The organism is Nocardiopsis sp. CNS-639, from assembly GCF_000381685.1.
GTDB classification, from domain to species: domain Bacteria; phylum Actinomycetota; class Actinomycetes; order Streptosporangiales; family Streptosporangiaceae; genus Nocardiopsis; species Nocardiopsis dassonvillei.
In genome coordinates this window covers 196,641-212,169 of record NZ_KB906858.1, presented here as the reverse complement: position 1 = coordinate 212,169, position 15,529 = coordinate 196,641, and the positions used below count along the sequence as shown (strand labels likewise).

Below are 15,529 nucleotides of genomic sequence, written 5' to 3'. Positions count from 1 at the left end.
CCGTCGGGAACGGGATCGGAAGTCGGGGCTGTGGAGGCGGACCGGGCAGGCGAGCAGTCGGCTCACCGGGCGGCTTCCGTGACCAGGGCGCGGACGTGGCCGACCAGAGCGATGAGGACCTGTTTGGCCGAGTCGCGTGCGCGCGCGTCGCAGCGCAGCAGCGGTACCGAGGCGTCCAGGTCCAGGGCGGCGCGCACCTTCTCCAGGCTGTGCTCGGCCTCGCCGAAGTCGTTGTGGGCCACGACGAAGGGCGTGCCCTGGGCCTCCAGGCGGTCGATGGCGTAGAAGGAGTCCTCCAGGCGCCGGGTGTCCACCAGGACCACCGCGCCCAGGGCTCCGGAGAAGAGGCGGTCCCACAGGAACCAGAAGCGCTCCTGGCCCGGGGCGCCGAAGACGTAGAGCACCGAGGCGGCGTCCAGGGTGATGCGGCCGAAGTCGAAGGCGACGGTGGTGGCGCGCTTGCCCTCCACCCCGTCCACGTCGTCGACGCCGTGCCCCGCCCGGGTCATGGTCTCCTCGGTGCTGAGCGGGCGGATCTCGCTGACCGAGCGGACCAGGGTGGTCTTGCCGACCCCGAAGCCGCCCACGACCGCGATCTTGAGGGCGTACTCGGCGGTGTCGGGCAGGGGGACGCGGGCGGCCTCGCGGGTGCGGTCCGCGGCGGCGTGCGGGGGGTCCGGGGGCGGGGCCGAGGGGGGATCAGAGGTTGTGGAGTGCAACGAGCACCTTCTCCAACACGTCCGGGGAGGCGAGGGGGTGGGCCGGTGAGGGCGCGGGGCGGGGGTGGCGCGCGGTGGCCAGGCCGGTGTCGAGCAGGTCGGTGACCAGGATGCGCACGATCGCCACGGGCAGGCGCAGGTGGGCGGAGATCTCCACCACCGCCGTCGGGCCCCGGCACAGCCGCAGGATCCGGGCGTGCTCGGACTGCATGCCGGGGGTGGGCGCGCTCTCGGCCACGATGAGGGTCACCGCGTCCAGGGAGTCGTCGGCCCCGCCGCTGCGGCCCGAGGTGATGACGTAGAGGCGGTCCGGACCCTCCTGCTGGTGCGGGCGCGTCATACCGGTCCGGCTCCGGCGCGGGGCGGGGTGGTCAGGTGCTCGCCCATCTGCTCGACCAGCTCGTTCATGTTGTGGCCGACCAGACCGGGTTCGGCCTCCTCGGAGGTGATGACGGCCAGGTGGGCGCCGTGTCCGGCCTCGACGATGAACAGCAGGCCGCCGTAGAACTCGGCCATGGCCTGGCGGACGCCGCCCGCCCCGTCGCCGAACTCCACCGAGGCGCTGTGCGCCAGGCTCTGCACCCCGGCGGCGATCGCGGCGAGGTGGTCGGCGCTGTCGGCGCGCAGACCGGAGCTGTGGCACAGCTTGAGCCCGTCGCGGGAGAGAACGAGGGCGTGCCGGGTGCCGGGCGTGCGTTCCAGGAGGCCTTCGAGGAGCCAGGTCAGCGTGTCGAGGTCCATCATGCGTCCTTGTCGTTCGGGCCGCGCACCGCGGAGCGGAACTCGCCGAAGCCCCTCGCCACGGCGGCGGGGTTGCTCCTGCGCGGTGCGGGCCTGGTGTTCTCGACCGCCGCGAGGGTCCGGCCGCGGCGGCGCCGGGGCAGTCCGTCGACGTCCTCCGCGGCGCTCTCCGCCGCGGCCGGGGGGACCGCGACGGGCGTGGGGGCGGTGTCGGGTTCCCGGGCGGCCCCGGGCGGGGACGCCGGGGAGTCGGGGGCCACGGGCTCGGGCAGGGGTTTGACGAGCTTGCGGGGCAGCAGGAGGACGACCGCCGTGCCGCCGCGCGAGGAGGAGCGGAAGGACACCGACAGACCGTAGCGGTGGGCGATCTGGCCGACGACCGACAGGCCCAGCCGGGTTCCGGAGATGGCGGCCAGGTCCAGGTCGTTCTCGACGGCGCGGCGGGCGCGGCGCAGGGCCTCCTCCCCCATGACCAGGCCGCCGTCCTCGACCATGACCGCGATTCCGGCCTGGACCTCCTCGACGTGGACGTGGACCTCGGCGGTGGGCGGGGAGAACCTGGCGGCGTTGTCCAGGATCTCGGCCAGGGCGTGGATGACGCCCTCGGCGGCGAACCCGGCGACCGCCTGCGTGGAGGCGTTGTGCACGCGGACGCGCTGGTAGGCGCCGATGCGGGCCATGGCGCCGCGGACGACGCTCTCCATGCCGATGGCCCGGCCCCAGCGGCGGCCGGAGCGGGCCCCGGTGAGGACGGCGATGCTGTCGGCGACGCGTCCGACCTGGGCGGTGCTGTGGTCCAGGTGCATGAGGTCGCCGAGGACGTCGGCGTTCGCGTCGCCGTCGCCGTGGCGCTCCTGCATCCGGCGCAGGTCGGCGAGCATGGTGGTGCTCAGGGCCTGGACGCGCCCGGCGGCGGTGGCGCAGGCGGCCATGGCGGCCGAGCGCCGGCGTTCGGCGGCGGCGATCTCGGTGGCGGCGGCCCGCAGGACGGCGTTGCCCCCGTGGTCGGCGGGGAGGGGCAGGGCGCGCAGGGCGGTGTCGGCGGAGTCGCCCGCGCGCAGGCGCCGGGCCAGGAGGGGCAGGTGCTCGTCGGCCAGGGAGGCGGTGTCGGCGCGCAGCGCGTCGAGTCGGGCGCCCAGGTCGTGGATCCGCCGGTCGCGCCGGTCGAGCAGTACCGCGAGGGCCAGCAGGAGCACGAGGGGGACCGCGGAGGCGGCCAGGACGGGCAGGGTCCGGGCCTCGGGCGCGGCCCACGGGAGCACGGCCCAGAAGGGCAGCGCCGCGAGGGGGAGGAGGAGCCAGCGCGGCGCGGACGGCCGCGCGGGCACGACTCCTCGGGGGAGGGGGGTCTCAGCAGTCATGGGGCTCCACGTCCGGCCGCGCCGTCGCTCCTGGTTCCGGCACGTGAGGACGCACCGAAGGGGACGTTTCCGGCACGATCTGCACACCTAAAGGAAGAGGATTAATTTCCCCGACCTACGCTTTTCGGTGTACGGCGAGTCAACATACCACCAGACACCTCGGGCGGCCATGTCGGCATAATGGAGTCTTTATCGCACACGGGGGACGTGGAACCGGATTCCCTACCAGAGCGCGGATTCCGGAGAGTGATAATCAGCGGGCCGAGAAGGTCCGACCTTTTCCGGAAGCCATTGTCGAGCGTCCGGCTTTTCCAGTCGTGAACTGCGGGAACCGTGCGGCGGCGGGTTCGGGGGGAAGCGCGGTAAGGGTGGACACAGTGTGACGGGCGGGGCTGACGCGGGACAGACCCGCGGCCCCGGGTGGCCGGGAGCGGCCGCGGGCGGCGGCGCGGAACTGGCCTGAGTCGGCCACGGGTTCCACCGGGGACGGACGCCGACCCTCCGGGGCGCGGCGAGCGCGGCCGACGACGGGACCCCGCCGCTGTTGATTCGGCCCCGGAGGCGCGGCGCCTCCCCCACCAGGCAGGAGGGTGCGCCGGGAAGGCGAAAACGGGGCTTAGCGGATGTTTTTCGCCCCTGGCGGGCGTATATAGAGACACACCCGAAACAGCCAGCCTGGAGTGCCCCAGGTCACATGTGCCACACTCGGCGCACCGGACGATGTTTTGGGATCGGGGTGGCCCCTGGACGCCGGAGGTGGTTCGACCTCAGGTCAGCGGGGAATCTTGACGTGGACCGACGCGTTACACCCCGCGAGACCGCACAAGCGCCTGGAGGCACCCACACGATGGCCGAGCGAGCACTTCGCGGCACCCGGCTCGGGGCGACGAGCTACGAGAACGACCGCAACACCGACCTGGCTCCGCGGCAGGAAGTCACCTACGACTGCACCCGGGGCCACCGCTTCTCGGTCACCTTCGCGACCGAGGCAGAGATTCCCGCCGAGTGGGAGTGCCGTTTCTGCGGCGACCGCGCCCTGCGGCGGGACGGCTCCGGCGAGGAGCCCAAGAACGCCAAGCCCACGCGCACCCACTGGGACATGCTGCTGGAGCGCCGGAGCATGGAGGACCTGGAAGAGGTCCTCGCCGAGCGTCTGGCCCTGCTCCGCGCCCGCCGCCGCGAGGAGGCGGCCAAGGTGGAGGAGATCGCCAGGCAGCGGCAGAGCGCCTGAGGCACCCCGCGACACCCGGGGGCGGCGGACACGGTCCGCCGCCCCCGTCGTCGTGTCGGCTCCCGGGAACACCCGGGCCGCAGGGGTGATCCTGCTCCCAGTGCCGTTGTGGGACGCCCACAGCGGCACTGGAAGCAGGATCACCGCGAGAGGGCGATGTGCGCCCCTCCGCGGCGTCCCCGGCGGGGACGCCGGTCCCGCCGAAAGCTCCGGTCCCGCCGGAAGCGCTAGTCGCGCTGGAAGGGGTCGCGGGTGATGCCCACCAGCTCTTTGACCGACCCGATCACACGGGTGGGGCGGTAGGGGAACTGCTCGGCGGTCTCGCGCTCGGAGATGCCCGAGAGCACCAGCACGGTCTGCAGGCCCGCCTCCAACCCGCTGAGCACGTCGGTGTCCATCCGGTCGCCCACCATCAGGGTGTTCTCCGAGTGCGCGCCGATCCGGCGCAGCGCCGACCGCATCATCAGCGGGTTGGGCTTGCCCACGAAGTAGGGGCGGCGGCCGGTGGCCTTCTCGATCAGCGCGGCGACCGCGCCCGTGGCGGGCAGCGGCCCCTCGGCGCTGGGACCGGTCTCGTCGGGGTTGGTGGCGATGAACCGCGCGCCGCCGCGGACCAGCCGGATCGCGCGGGTTATGGCCTCGAAGCTGTAGGTGCGGGTCTCACCGAGCACCACGTAGTCGGGGTCGCGCTCGGTCATCACGTAGCCGACGTTGTGCAGGGCGGTGGTCAGGCCGGACTCGCCGACGACGTAGGCCGACCCGTTGGGGCGCTGGGTCTGGAGGAACTGGGCGGTGGCCAGGGCCGACGTCCAGATCGACTCCTCGGGGATGTCCAGGCCCGAGCTGAGCAGACGCGCCCGCAGATCGCGGGGGGTGTAGATGGAGTTGTTGGTCAACACCATGAACGGGATCCCGTTCTCGCGCAGCTCCGCGATGAGCTCGTCCGCGCCCGGGATGGGGTGCTGCTCGCGTACGAGCACGCCGTCCATGTCGAATAGGTAGTTCCACTCGTTGCTCACGTGCCCCATTGTGCCGTCAGGGGCAGGGAGCACGCCATTCCCACCCCCTGGTAGGCGAGCACCCTCACACCGGTCCGGCCCCGGCCGCGGGCTCCTCCTCGGGGAAGCGCCCGTCCAGGTGCTCGCGGAAGACCGCCCGCAGGTACTCCCCGTCGCGGCCGCGGGCGGAGTAGCCGACCGCGCTGCCGTCGAGGTGGTTGAGGGTCACGGTCACCCGTCCGCCCCGCTGGGTGAGCCGGGCGGAGCAGATCCGGGACAGGCGCACGGGCTCGCGGAAGCCGTCCGCCCCGCGGCCTCCCCCCGCCGCCGCGGCCTGGTCCCGGGAGTCGGTGGTCCGTCGCGCCCACCGCCGCACCCGCGGCAGGAGCAGCAGGGGGAAGCACACGACGAGCAGCACCGGCAGGGCGTGGAGCGCGAGCGTGGCGAGGATCTCCCCGGCCCCGTAGTAGAGCCCGGTGAGCAGGAGGACGACGAGGCAGACCGCCACCGGCAGGAAGTAGGGCAGCGCCTCACCGCCTTCGATACCGCGTGCGTTGGCCCACCAGACCGGGACGAAACGCGGGAAGAGGCCGATGAGGGCGGTCGTTCCCGTCCACCGGAAGGCCGGTTCCACGCGGCCGTGCACGCTCAGGGGCCGGGTCGTGTGCCCCCGCACGTCCAGGCGCAGGGTGACCAGTCCTCCGGGCCTGGCCCGCACGCGCTCGATCTCCGCCATGGGGTTCCCTCCCGCCGGTGCCGCCGGGTCTACGACGTCCCCGGAGCGGCTCGGGTTCGCGACCGGCGGGCGGAAGCCGGGCCCGGACTCAGATCGGCGGCCAGGGCACCGCCGGCCAGTCCGGCGCCGGGTAGGGGTGGACACCGTGCTGGATGAGCAGGTCCACCCGGCTGCGCACCGCGTAGGCCTCCGGTCCGGTCAGGTGCCGCGCCAGCTCCTGGGACAGGGCGCTGTCCGCGTCGGCGAGCTGGTCGCGCACCGACCCCAGTGCCTCCAGGGCGTCCTGTGGCAGCGGCTGGCCCTGCCACTGCCACAGCACGGTGCGCAGCTTGTAGTCCTCGGCGAGGGAGACCCCGTGGTCGCAGCCGTACAGGTGCCCGCCGGGGGTGGGCAGCAGGTGGCCGATCTTGCGGTCGGAGTTGTTGATGACCGCGTCGAACACCGCCATGCGGCGCAGGTCGGCGTTGTCGGTCTCCCGCGCCAGGGCGACCAGGTCCACGGTGGCGTCGCCGTGCACCCACAGCTGCACCATGCCCTCGCCGAACGGGCCGTCTCGGTGCACCGTGGGCGGGACGATCCCCCAGCCCAGGGCCTCGGAGACGGCGTGGGCGCTGACCTCGCGCCCGGCCAGGGTTCCGTCGGGGAAGTCCCACAGCGGCCGCTCCCCCGCCACCGGCTTGTACACGCAGGCGGCCGAGCGCACGCCGTCGGAGACGGTGCAGTACAGGGTGGCGTTGGAGGCGGCGGTCAGCCGCCCCTCCACGGTGATCTCGCCGGTGCGGAGCAGGTCGAGCCCGACGGCCGGGCTGAGGCCGTCGAACGCGTCGGCGGTGTCCCTCATCGCGGGCCCCCGGGTCTGCGCGCCCGGCGGCCCGCCGGTGGTGTGCTCATCGGCGCGCTCAGACGAGGCTGTCCGGTCGGTAGCCGTTCTGGCGTACGCAGATGTGTCCGCCGGGGTCGAGCGGGCGTCCGCACAGCGGACAGTCCGGGCGTCCGGCGGCGACCACCTTCAGCGCGCGTCCGGCGAAGGAGCGCGCGGCGCCGGGGGTGAGGTAGACGCGCAGGACGTCGCGGTGGGCGGGGGCCTCCTCGGCGAAGACCTCCAGCTCCTCCTCGTCGTCCTCCAGCAGGTCCTCACCGGCGGTCTCGTCGATCTCCTGGGCCTCGATGATGACGCGGGCGGCCTCGGCGTCCCAGGCCAGGGCCAGGGTACCGACCCGGAAGTCCTGCTCGATGGGCTGCTCCAGGGGAGCGTCGTCCTCGGGCGGAGCGGTGTCCTCCGGCGGGGAGCCGAAGCGCCGGTGCACCTCTTCCAGTAGTTCCTCGATACGGGTGGCGAGCGCCTCGACCTGCGCCTTCTCCAGGACCACGCTGGTGATGCGCCCCTCTCCCACGGCTTGGAGGAAGAAGGTGCGGTCTCCCGGCTGGCCCACGGTCCCCGCGACGAACCGCTCCGGCGGATTGAACTGAAAGACGGGCATGCCAAGAACCTTACGGGATGCGGGCCCACCGTTGCCAAACCCGCCGGACGCGCTGGTGGGCCGGGTGGGGCCGAGGGGCCGGACGGGCGCGCGCCGCGCCACGGCGCCGTGGCCCCGATGACTGTCGAGTTCGTCGGTCCGTCCCAGAGGAACGGGCCACCGCACCGGCCCCGGTGGGCCGCCGGGGTTCCTCCGCGGCCCACCGGGGCCGGACGGGGCGCACGGGGGCTTCAGGCCCTGGGGGACCCCTCCGGCCCGCCGGGCCGGAGGAGGGACCGTCAGGGGGCGTCGGCGGGGGTCTCCTGGGAGCCCGCGCCGCCGCCCACGGCCGCGTCGCCGCTGGCCTCGGCGGGGGTCGGCAGGCTCGCGGTCAGGCTCTCCCCCGTGTCGTTGAGCTTGTTGAGGAAGGGACGGGTGCGCGTGTAGGTGATGGAGGTGACCGAACAGGGGTCCACCCGCAGGCGCTGGAACAGGTCCAGGTGCATGCCGAGGGCGTCGGCGACGATGGCCTTGATGATGTCGCCGTGGCTGCACACCACGTACACGGGCGGATCCTGGGGCGCGGACGGGACGCCCGGGGCCGATGCCTCGGACGGGACGCCCGGGGCCTGGGCCTCGTGCGGCGCCGAGAGCAGGCGGGCGTTCCAGTCGCGCACGGCCGCGACCGCGCGGGCCGAGGACTCGGCCAGGGCCTCCCCGCCGGGGAAGCGCGCGGCGCTGGGGTGGTCCTGCACCACGCGCCAGAGGGGTTCGTCGGACAGTTCACCGAGGCCGCGGCCGGTCCAGGAGCCGTAGTCGCACTCCACGAAGCGCTCGTCGGTGGTGACGGGGACGCCGAGCTGCGCGGCGACGGCCTCGGCGGTCTCCTGGCAGCGTTCGAGCGGGCTGGAGACCAGGGCCGCCGGTCGCAGCCCGGTGAGCCGGCCGGCCAGGTGCGCGGCCTGGACGCGGCCGGTGTCGTTGAGGTGGACGCCCTCGGCGCGCCCCGCCAGACGGGGGCCGGTGGCGTCGGTCATCCCGTGCCGGATGAGGAGGAGGGTGACCGCCTCGGGTGCGGGCGGTGGGGGCGGAGTGTCCTGGGGTGCTGCGGGTGTCGCCATGGTCACAGGGTAGGCCCGTGGCGGACGGGAGGGCGGGACCCCGGCCGCGGTCGCGGGACGGTCTGCCGCGGCGTGAGCGGCGGATCCGGGCCACCAGGTTCGAGGAGCCCGTTCCCGGAACCGGAACACGGGCGCGGGCACCGCGAACGCCCCGGTCACGGCCGCGCCGGAGGGGAGCGGCGGGGGTGTGCCCAGGGACGGCGTCGGACGGACGCGGTACTCTCCGCCGCATGGAACAGCGACAGGTGGGCAGATCAGGGCTCTGGGTCTCTCGTACCGCTCTCGGCACGATGACCTGGGGCAAGGACACCTCCGAGGAGGAGGCCGGGCAGCAGCTCACCGCGTTCGTGGACGCGGGCGGCACGCTCGTGGACACCGCGGACATCTACACCGGCGGCCAGAGCGAGCGGATCCTGGGGCGCCTGCTGCGCGCCTCGGTGCGCCGCGAGGACGTGGTGGTGGCCACCAAGACCGGCCACACGCCCGACGGCTACCGGCCGGTGGACGCCTCCCGGCGGCACCTGCTGGCCTCCCTGGACGCCTCGCTGCGACGCCTTCAGACCGACTACGTGGACCTGTGGCAGCTGCACGTGTTCGACCCCTCCACGCCGCCCGAGGAGTCGCTGGCCGCGATGGAGGCGGCCGTGGCGGCGGGCAAGGCGCGCTACGTGGGCACGGGGAACCTGGAGTCCTGGCAGTTCGCGACCCTGGCCACCTGGCAGCGCGCGCACCCCGGACGCGTGCCCCTGGTGAGTGCGGGGAGCGAGTACTCGCTGCTCAACCGGGGCGCCGACCACGGCCTGCGGCCCGCCGCGGCGGTGGCCGGGGCCCACCTGATCGCGTGGTCGCCGCTGGGACGCGGCGTGCTCACCGCCAAGTACCGCAACGGGACGCCGCCGGACTCGCGGGCGGCCTTCTCCCACATGGCGCCGTACGTGGAGCCCTACCTGGACGACCGCAGCCGCCGGGTGGTGGAGTCGGTGTGCACGGCGGCCGAGGGCCTGGGCGTGTCGCCGCTGGCGGTGGCGCTGAGCTGGGCGCGCGACCAGGAGGGCGTGGCCGCGGCGGTGGTCGGTCCGCGCACCCTCGCGCAGCTGGAGGAGATCCTGGGTGTGGAGGGCGTGGAGCTGCCGCCCAAGATCCGCGACGCGCTCGACGACGCCACGGCGCGCCCCGAGCGCTGACGCCCCTCCCTCGCCGGTGCTCCCCGGGGTCCACGGAAACGGGGGCGCGACCGTCCTCGGCGGCTGCGGGGCGTTTTCTCCCCCGGGCCGCGCGAACCGGCGACGCCCGTGCGGTGACCGCGCCCGCCCCACCCGTGCGGTGCGCCCGCGAACGGTTTCACGGAGGGCAAGCCCACAGGCGGGCCCTCTCCCCGGAGCCCACGCGCGGGGAACGCGCGGAGCGGTACCGACCGGCGGCGACGCCCCCGGCGCACGCGCACACGGGGCCGCGCACACGGGGGCCGCGGATCGAGCGCTGAAGGGTCGGCCGTGGCCGCCCCCGGCACCCGCGCACGCGGGGGACGCACCACCGCCCGCCCGGTTCCGGCCGGGCCCGCTCAGCCCCGGGTCGCGGGCGGGATCGGGAAGTTCTTGTCGAACACGTTGTGCGGGTCGTACACGGCCTTGAGGGCCCGCAGCCTGTCCAGGGTGGGCTCGGGGAAGGCCTGCGCCAACACCTCGGGCCCGGTGCGGGTGTCGAAGCTCAGGTACATGCCCTCCAGGTGCTTGTCCAGGTCCGCCCACCGCTCGTCCATGCGCACGGCGCTCCGGGTCGCCGTCATGGCCGCCAGCACGAAGTTCTGCGACCGGTGGGCGTAGGCGGTGGCGTCGGCCGCCAGGTCGTTGACCGCGCCGCCGACCTGTCTGAGCTGCATGAACATGACGTCGCCCGAGGTGAGCAGCCCGGCCAGGCCCTCGGCCGCGTCCGGGGTGACGTGGCGCAGCAGGCCCGAGCGCGCCTCGGGCAGCCCGTGGCCCTGGTGGGGCCCGTCGGGGCGGGCGAGGATCGCGGGGTAGGGCGCGAGCTGGGCGCGCTGGTCCAGGACGGGGCCCACGGACAGGAAGGGCTCCAGCGCCCGCACGGCCAGGTCGGTGTCGTCCCCGGCGTAGACCACCATGGCCTGGGCCGCGGGGCCGCGTCCGCCGCGCGCGGGGCCGGTGGTGAGGAAGGCGGTGACCTCGCGCGGCGCGGCCTCGGCGACCTCGCCCCAGGCCCGGAGGAAGGCGGCGGTGTCGGTCGCGTCGTAGACGAACTGGCCGAGGACCACGTCGCGCACCGGGGCGGCCGTGGCCTCGACGGCGGTGAGCACGCCGAAGTTGGCGCCCGCGCCGCGCATGGCCCAGAACAGGTCGGGGTGGTGGTCGGCGTCGGCGCGCACGGGGGTTCCGTCCGCGGTGACGAGCTCGACGGCGGTGACGTTGTCGATGGTCAGGCCGTGGGCGCGGGACATGTAGCCCACGCCGCCGGTGGTGGCCAGGCCCCCGACGCCCACTCCCCCGTGGTCGCCCGAGCTGAGGGCCAGGCCGTGGAGGGCGAGGGTGTCGGCGACCTCGCCCCAGCGGGCACCGGCCCCGAGGCGGACCAGGCCGGAGTCCGGGTCCAGGACCTCGACGCCGTTCATCCGCGACAGGTCCACGACGACGCCGCCGTCGCCGGTGGAGCGCCCGCTGATGCCGTGGCCGCCGCTGCGCACGTGCAGGTCGGCGTCCTGGGAGCGGGCGTGGGCGAGGGCCTCGGCGACCTCCTCGGCGCTGCCGGGGCGCAGGACCAGTCCCGGTGAGCCCTTCTGCATGTAGCCGTGGCGGACGCGGGCGTAGGCGCGGTCGCCGGGTTCGACGGCGTGCTCGCGCAGGTTCTCGGGGACGCCGTCGTAGTCGATGCCGGAGCGGCGCGCGGCCAGGGAGGCGGCGGCGCGGGCCGGGCCGGTGTCGGTGCCCGCGTCGGCGCGTTCGCGGTCCACGGCCTCGCGCAGGGCGGGGGCGACCTCGGCGCCGAAGGTCTGGATGGTGCGCGGGTCGTCGGTGCCCACGATGAACGTGGAGTAACCGTGTTCGAGGACCAGGGGCAGCAGGTCGTCCACCCACTGCTCGGGCGGGCCCTGGAGGAAGTCCTTCCCGGTGGGCAGGAAGGCGATCTGGGCGAGGTTGAGCATGCGGCGGACCTGGCGGGGGTCGCGCCCGGCGGCCTGCGCGGCCTCGTCGATGGTCCGGTGGGCCTCGGCCATGTCCTCCAGCTTGAGGTAGCCGAGGCTGGGCAGCCAGCCGTCCGCCTTGGCGCCGACCAGGCGCAGCATGCGGGGCTTGTAGGCGCCCAGGCTGATGCCGATCTCGTGGGCGGGCTCGGGGCCGCGCTTCATGCCGCGCACGCGGTGGTGCTCTCCGTTGACGCGGACGCCGCCGCGGGCGTCGGTGTCCCAGGCGGCGCGGATGACGTCGATGCCCTCGCTGAGCGCGTCGACGGCCTGGCGCGGGGTGAGGCGCTTGCCGCCCATGCCCTCGATGCCGTCCCAGAACGCTCCGGCGCCCAGGGCGAGTTCGAAGCGGCCGTGGGAGAGCAGGTCGAGGCTGGCTGCGGAACGGGCGAGCATCGCGGGCGGGCGCAGGGGCAGGTTGAGGACGTTGGCCGACACGCTCAGGCGCGTGGTGCGCGCGGCCACCCAGCTCAGCAGGGTCCAGGTGTCGAGGAAGCCGGGGTTGTAGGGGTGGTCCTGGAAGGTGGCCAGGTCCAGTCCGGCCGCCTCGGTGAGTTCGGCGAGCGCGACGGTGCGGTCGGGGTCCTGCGCCGCGGGTGTGATGAAGGTGCCGAACCTCAGGGGGTGTCCGTAGTCGGGCATGGGGTTCTCTCCTCGGGAGGAAGCCGAAACTAGTTTGTCGAACCAACGATGTTGGCAACAACTTATCTTGTGTGCCACCTATTCCTGGTAGCCTCGGAGCATGGCACTCCCCACTCCGAAGCCCGGCCGGACCCCGGCCGGGAACGCGGACCCGGACACGGGCACGGCCGCCGACACGGGCGCGGCACCGGAAGCGGGCACGGCCGCGGGCCCGGCGCCGGGACTGAGCACGGTCACGGGCCCGGGACCGAACACGGTCGCGGGCACCGCCGCCGACACGAGCACCGACGCGACCGCGGACCCGGGCGCGGGCGCAGGTGCGGAACAGGGCACGGCCTCGGGCACGGCCTCGGGCACGGACCCGGCTCCGGCTCCGGCTCCGGCTCCGGCTCCGGCTCCGGGACAGGACACCAACCTGGGGTGGTCGCTGGCCGTGCTCCTGCGCCGGTGGCACGAGCGGGTGGAGGCGGTCCTGGACGGCGTCCCGCACGGCAGCCGCGGCTACCACGTGCTCACCGCGGTCTCACTCGACGAGCCCCCCACCCAGGCGGCCCTGGCCGAGCGGCTGCTCATCGACCGCAGCGTGATGACCTACCTCCTCGACGACCTGGAGGAGGCCGACCTCGTGCGGCGCCGGGTGGACCCCGGCGACCGGAGGGTGCGGCGGGTGTGCGCCACCGCGCACGGCCGCGAGGTGCTGGCCTCGCTCAGCGAACGCGTGCGTGAGGCGGAGGAGCACATCCTGGCGGGCCTCGACGCGCCCGCGCGCGAGCTGTTCCGCCGGATCGCCCAGCACGCGGCCGTGGCCATCCAGGAGTCCTCCCCCACGACCGACCCGTGCGCGGCCGTGCGCCAGGTCGTCGGTCCGGACGACCCGGTCGGGAAGCCGGGGAAGCGGGAGGGGCGGCGCGGGCGCGGCAACCGGACGAAGCGGGAGTAGCGGGCGGGCCGGGGGCGCTCCCGGGCTCGGGGAGGTTTCCGATGCCAGGGCGGTTCCGGGACGCGTCCGGAAGGCGTGCCGGGTTCGGGCGACGGCGGGCGGACGGGGAGCGTGGCAACGGGCGACCGGGACGGGCTGCGGCAGGCGACCGGGGTGCATGGTGGCGGGCATCGGCGGGCAGACGGCCGGAAGCGGGAACCGAGCGTCGTCGCCAGTCGATAGGCTCCCCCAGAGTCCGTGAACCGTATGACGAGGGGAACCGCCCGAGGTGTCCGAGGCAGAACAGGTCAGTGCCGTCCTTGACCGGATGGGCGCGCCGGGCGCCCTGGCGCCCCGGCTGCTGGGCGTGCTGGGGCCGGGGGCCGCCGCCGCGCTGGACGCGAACCCGTGGCTGCTGCTGCGCCTGCCGCAGGTGACCCCGGAGCAGGCCGACTTCTGCGCCCGCAGGCACCTGGGCGAGGGCGCGCGGCCCGGCGACCCCCGGCGGCTCGCGGCGCTCACCGGGCACGTACTGCGCATGTCCGCCGCGCGCGGGCACACCGTGGTCGAGGAGAAGAAGCTGGCCTCGGTCGTGGGCGGGTTCGGGGTGGCCGATCCGGCCGCCGCGCTGGAGGCGGCCGTGGCCGACGGGAGCGCGGTGGTGCTGGAGAGCACCGACGAGGACGACGACGAGGACTTCGACTTCAGCGAGGGCGGGGTCCCGGACCTGCCCGACACCGAACTGTTCTACGCGCTGCCCGAGGTGGGGCACACCGAACAGCGGCTGGGCGAACAGCTGCTGCGGCTGATCGGCGGCAACGAGCCGATCATGGACTCGATGACCGCGGGTGAGACGGTGGACGCGGCCGTGGAGCGGGGCGGGTTCACCATTTCGGACCGCACGCGCGAGGCCCTGGTGACGGCGACCCTGCGCCCGGTGACGGTGCTGCGGCACGGCCCCGGCGACGCCGCGGAGATCGCGCGGGCGCTGGTGTGCCTGGACGCGATCGCCACCGACAGCCAGGTGGGGATCGCGGTGGCGGCGCCGACCGCGCAGGCCGCGGCGGCCGTCAACGCCGACCTGGCGCGGGTCCGCGGGGAGCGGGCCGCGGGCGGGGGTTCCGAGGGAGCGCGGGCTTCCGGGGATGGCGAAGGAGCGCCGGAGCCCGGGACCGGGGCCGAGTCCGGGGTCGCCGAGGAGACCCGGGGTGCCGGGGAGGACGGAGCGGCGCGGGGGGACGAGGGCGCTGAGGCGGCCTCGGGCGAGCAGGGGGCTCCGGAGGCACAGGTGGTTTCGGAGGCACAGGAGGCTCCGAACGTGCAGGGGGCTCCTGGCGCGCAGGGGTCCGAAGAGGCTGTCGAAGCGCGGGAGGACCGAGAGCAGCCGGAACAGCCGAGCCAGCAGACGCAGCAGGGCCAGGAGGGACAGCAGGACCAGCAGGGGCCCGGCGAGGACGTTCGGCCCCCCGTGCGGGCGGTGTCGCTGCCCGCGCTCCTGGCGCAGGCCCCATTGAAGGCCGGTCTCGTGGTGCTGTGCGAGGCGATGTCGGTGGGCGCGGCCCGAGCCGCCGAGCTGGCTTCGGTGTGCGCGGACGACGCCCACCTGGTGCTGCTGGCCGACCCGAACCAGGCGCCCTCGGCCACGCCGGGCCAGGTGGTGGTGGACATCGCCGCGTCGCGGACCGCGCACGTGGCCGAGGTGGCCGACGACGACGCGCCGGGGCCGATCGCGGAGCTGGCGGCGGGCGTGGCCTCGGGCGGGGTTCCCGAGGTGGAGGCTCCCGGACGCGAGGTGGTGCGGGTTCCGGCGGCGTCGGCAGAGGAGGCGGTGCACCGGGTGGTGCAGCTGGTGACGGACTCGATTCCGCGCGCGTTGGGGATCGGGGCCGAGCACGTGCAGGTGGTGACCGCGCGGGAGGACGGCCCGGCCGGTGCGCGGGCGGTCAACGCCGCGTGCAAGGAGAGGCTGAACCCGGGGCCGGGTGCGCACGGCGGGTTCGACGTGGGCGACCGGGTGCTGTTCACGGCGGAGGGCCCCGGCTACGGGCCCGGTGACACCGGTCATCTGCGCGAGGTGGGCGGCAGTGCCGTGGTGGAGCTGGTCGGCGGCGGTCGGGTGAAGGTGACCGACCCGGCGGCGCTGCGCCCGGGCTGGGCGGTGACGGTGGCCGCCGCGCACGGGGGCCGGTGGCCCGCCGTGGTGGCGGTGTTCCCGCCGGAGGTGCCGGTGTCGCGGCCGCAGGTGTACACGGCGCTGACCCGCGCGACGCGGCACGTGTCGCTGGTGGACGCGACCGGCGGCGGGCTGGAGACCGGTGTGCGGGAGAACGCGGCGAAGGAGCGGACGACCCGCCTGGTGAGGATTCTGCGCGAGGGATAGGCCCGCGGTTCGGGAAGCACGGTCA

At 74.8% G+C, this 15,529-nt stretch carries 14 protein-coding genes; 4 read left to right on the top strand and 10 right to left on the bottom strand.

Translation table 11 applies throughout. From position 1 onward, the window contains the following. Window positions 1–62: 62 nt before the first annotated feature. Genes G011_RS0110260 through G011_RS0110245 form a run of 4 tightly spaced genes read right to left on the bottom strand, consistent with a single transcriptional unit; the run spans window position 63 to window position 2,821 of the window. Window positions 63–719: an ATP/GTP-binding protein gene (locus G011_RS0110260; RefSeq protein ID WP_019608384.1), complete on the bottom strand. Its 657-nt coding sequence runs from the start codon at window positions 717–719 to the stop codon at window positions 63–65. Next, window positions 700–1,059, bottom strand: a complete 360-nt coding sequence (locus G011_RS0110255; protein WP_013153773.1) for a DUF742 domain-containing protein — start codon at window positions 1,057–1,059, stop codon at window positions 700–702. The genes G011_RS0110260 and G011_RS0110255 overlap by 20 nt, the downstream gene beginning before the upstream one ends. Then, a complete protein-coding gene (locus G011_RS0110250) occupies window positions 1,056–1,460 on the bottom strand; it encodes a roadblock/LC7 domain-containing protein (protein WP_013153774.1) in 405 nt (134 codons plus the stop codon). The genes G011_RS0110255 and G011_RS0110250 overlap by 4 nt, the downstream gene beginning before the upstream one ends. Then, on the bottom strand, window positions 1,460–2,821 hold the full coding sequence (locus G011_RS0110245; protein ID WP_026338193.1) for an ATP-binding protein: 1,362 nt from the start codon (window positions 2,819–2,821) through the stop codon (window positions 1,460–1,462). Before G011_RS0110245 ends, G011_RS0110250 begins: the two co-directional genes overlap by 1 nt. Window positions 2,822–3,668: 847 nt before the next feature. On the opposite strand from G011_RS0110245, the gene G011_RS0110240 reads away from it, so the two are divergent. After that, complete coding sequence (locus G011_RS0110240) at window positions 3,669–4,052, top strand: RNA polymerase-binding protein RbpA (RefSeq protein ID WP_013153776.1); 384 nt, start codon at window positions 3,669–3,671, stop codon at window positions 4,050–4,052. A 227-nt stretch (window positions 4,053–4,279) separates the two neighbouring features. Here the strand turns inward: G011_RS0110240 and G011_RS0110235 are convergent, their stop codons facing one another. From G011_RS0110235 to G011_RS0110215, 5 genes are all read right to left on the bottom strand, one after another. Then, a complete protein-coding gene (locus tag G011_RS0110235; protein ID WP_013153777.1) occupies window positions 4,280–5,080 on the bottom strand; it encodes an HAD-IIA family hydrolase in 801 nt (266 codons plus the stop codon). 55 nt (window positions 5,081–5,135) lie between these two features. Next, window positions 5,136–5,786 (bottom strand): hypothetical protein, encoded by a 651-nt coding sequence (locus tag G011_RS0110230; protein WP_019608382.1) that lies wholly within the window; start codon window positions 5,784–5,786, stop codon window positions 5,136–5,138. A gap of 88 nt (window positions 5,787–5,874) precedes the next feature. Beyond that, complete coding sequence (locus G011_RS0110225) at window positions 5,875–6,627, bottom strand: SCO1664 family protein (protein ID WP_019608381.1); 753 nt, start codon at window positions 6,625–6,627, stop codon at window positions 5,875–5,877. A 58-nt stretch (window positions 6,628–6,685) separates the two neighbouring features. Then, window positions 6,686–7,267 carry a DUF3090 domain-containing protein gene (locus G011_RS0110220; protein WP_019608380.1) on the bottom strand — a complete coding sequence of 194 codons (582 nt, stop codon included), beginning with the start codon at window positions 7,265–7,267 and terminating at the stop codon, window positions 6,686–6,688. Between the two features lie 278 nt (window positions 7,268–7,545). Further along, window positions 7,546–8,367 carry a histidine phosphatase family protein gene (locus G011_RS0110215; protein WP_026338192.1) on the bottom strand — a complete coding sequence of 274 codons (822 nt, stop codon included), beginning with the start codon at window positions 8,365–8,367 and terminating at the stop codon, window positions 7,546–7,548. A 230-nt stretch (window positions 8,368–8,597) separates the two neighbouring features. On the opposite strand from G011_RS0110215, the gene G011_RS0110210 reads away from it, so the two are divergent. Beyond that, entirely contained in the window at window positions 8,598–9,551 is a 954-nt protein-coding gene (locus G011_RS0110210) for an aldo/keto reductase (RefSeq protein ID WP_174547281.1), read from the top strand. A gap of 377 nt (window positions 9,552–9,928) precedes the next feature. Here the strand turns inward: G011_RS0110210 and G011_RS0110205 are convergent, their stop codons facing one another. Beyond that, entirely contained in the window at window positions 9,929–12,205 is a 2,277-nt protein-coding gene (locus tag G011_RS0110205; protein ID WP_019608377.1) for an LLM class flavin-dependent oxidoreductase, read from the bottom strand. 100 nt (window positions 12,206–12,305) lie between these two features. On the opposite strand from G011_RS0110205, the gene G011_RS32965 reads away from it, so the two are divergent. Together G011_RS32965 and G011_RS0110195 are read left to right on the top strand one after the other, a co-directional pair. After that, entirely contained in the window at window positions 12,306–13,145 is an 840-nt protein-coding gene (locus G011_RS32965) for a MarR family transcriptional regulator (protein ID WP_019608376.1), read from the top strand. A gap of 268 nt (window positions 13,146–13,413) precedes the next feature. After that, window positions 13,414–15,504: a helix-hairpin-helix domain-containing protein gene (locus G011_RS0110195; RefSeq protein WP_019608375.1), complete on the top strand. Its 2,091-nt coding sequence runs from the start codon at window positions 13,414–13,416 to the stop codon at window positions 15,502–15,504. The last annotated feature ends 25 nt before the right edge of the window (window positions 15,505–15,529 follow it).

Bases quoted from the DNA above. Each gene is read 5' to 3' on its own strand.
- G011_RS0110225 (WP_019608381.1), bottom strand. From the start codon at position 6,627: ATGAGGGACACCGCCGACGCGTTCGACGGCCTCAGCCCGGCCGTCGGG.
- G011_RS0110240 (WP_013153776.1), top strand. From the start codon at position 3,669: ATGGCCGAGCGAGCACTTCGCGGCACCCGGCTCGGGGCGACGAGCTAC.
- G011_RS0110245 (WP_026338193.1), bottom strand. From the start codon at position 2,821: ATGACTGCTGAGACCCCCCTCCCCCGAGGAGTCGTGCCCGCGCGGCCG.
- G011_RS0110250 (WP_013153774.1), bottom strand. From the start codon at position 1,460: ATGGACCTCGACACGCTGACCTGGCTCCTCGAAGGCCTCCTGGAACGC.
- G011_RS32965 (WP_019608376.1), top strand. From the start codon at position 12,306: ATGGCACTCCCCACTCCGAAGCCCGGCCGGACCCCGGCCGGGAACGCG.
- G011_RS0110235 (WP_013153777.1), bottom strand. From the start codon at position 5,080: ATGGGGCACGTGAGCAACGAGTGGAACTACCTATTCGACATGGACGGC.
- G011_RS0110215 (WP_026338192.1), bottom strand. From the start codon at position 8,367: ATGGCGACACCCGCAGCACCCCAGGACACTCCGCCCCCACCGCCCGCA.
- G011_RS0110230 (WP_019608382.1), bottom strand. From the start codon at position 5,786: ATGGCGGAGATCGAGCGCGTGCGGGCCAGGCCCGGAGGACTGGTCACC.
- G011_RS0110220 (WP_019608380.1), bottom strand. From the start codon at position 7,267: ATGCCCGTCTTTCAGTTCAATCCGCCGGAGCGGTTCGTCGCGGGGACC.
- G011_RS0110210 (WP_174547281.1), top strand. From the start codon at position 8,598: ATGGAACAGCGACAGGTGGGCAGATCAGGGCTCTGGGTCTCTCGTACC.
- G011_RS0110255 (WP_013153773.1), bottom strand. From the start codon at position 1,059: ATGACGCGCCCGCACCAGCAGGAGGGTCCGGACCGCCTCTACGTCATC.
- G011_RS0110205 (WP_019608377.1), bottom strand. From the start codon at position 12,205: ATGCCCGACTACGGACACCCCCTGAGGTTCGGCACCTTCATCACACCC.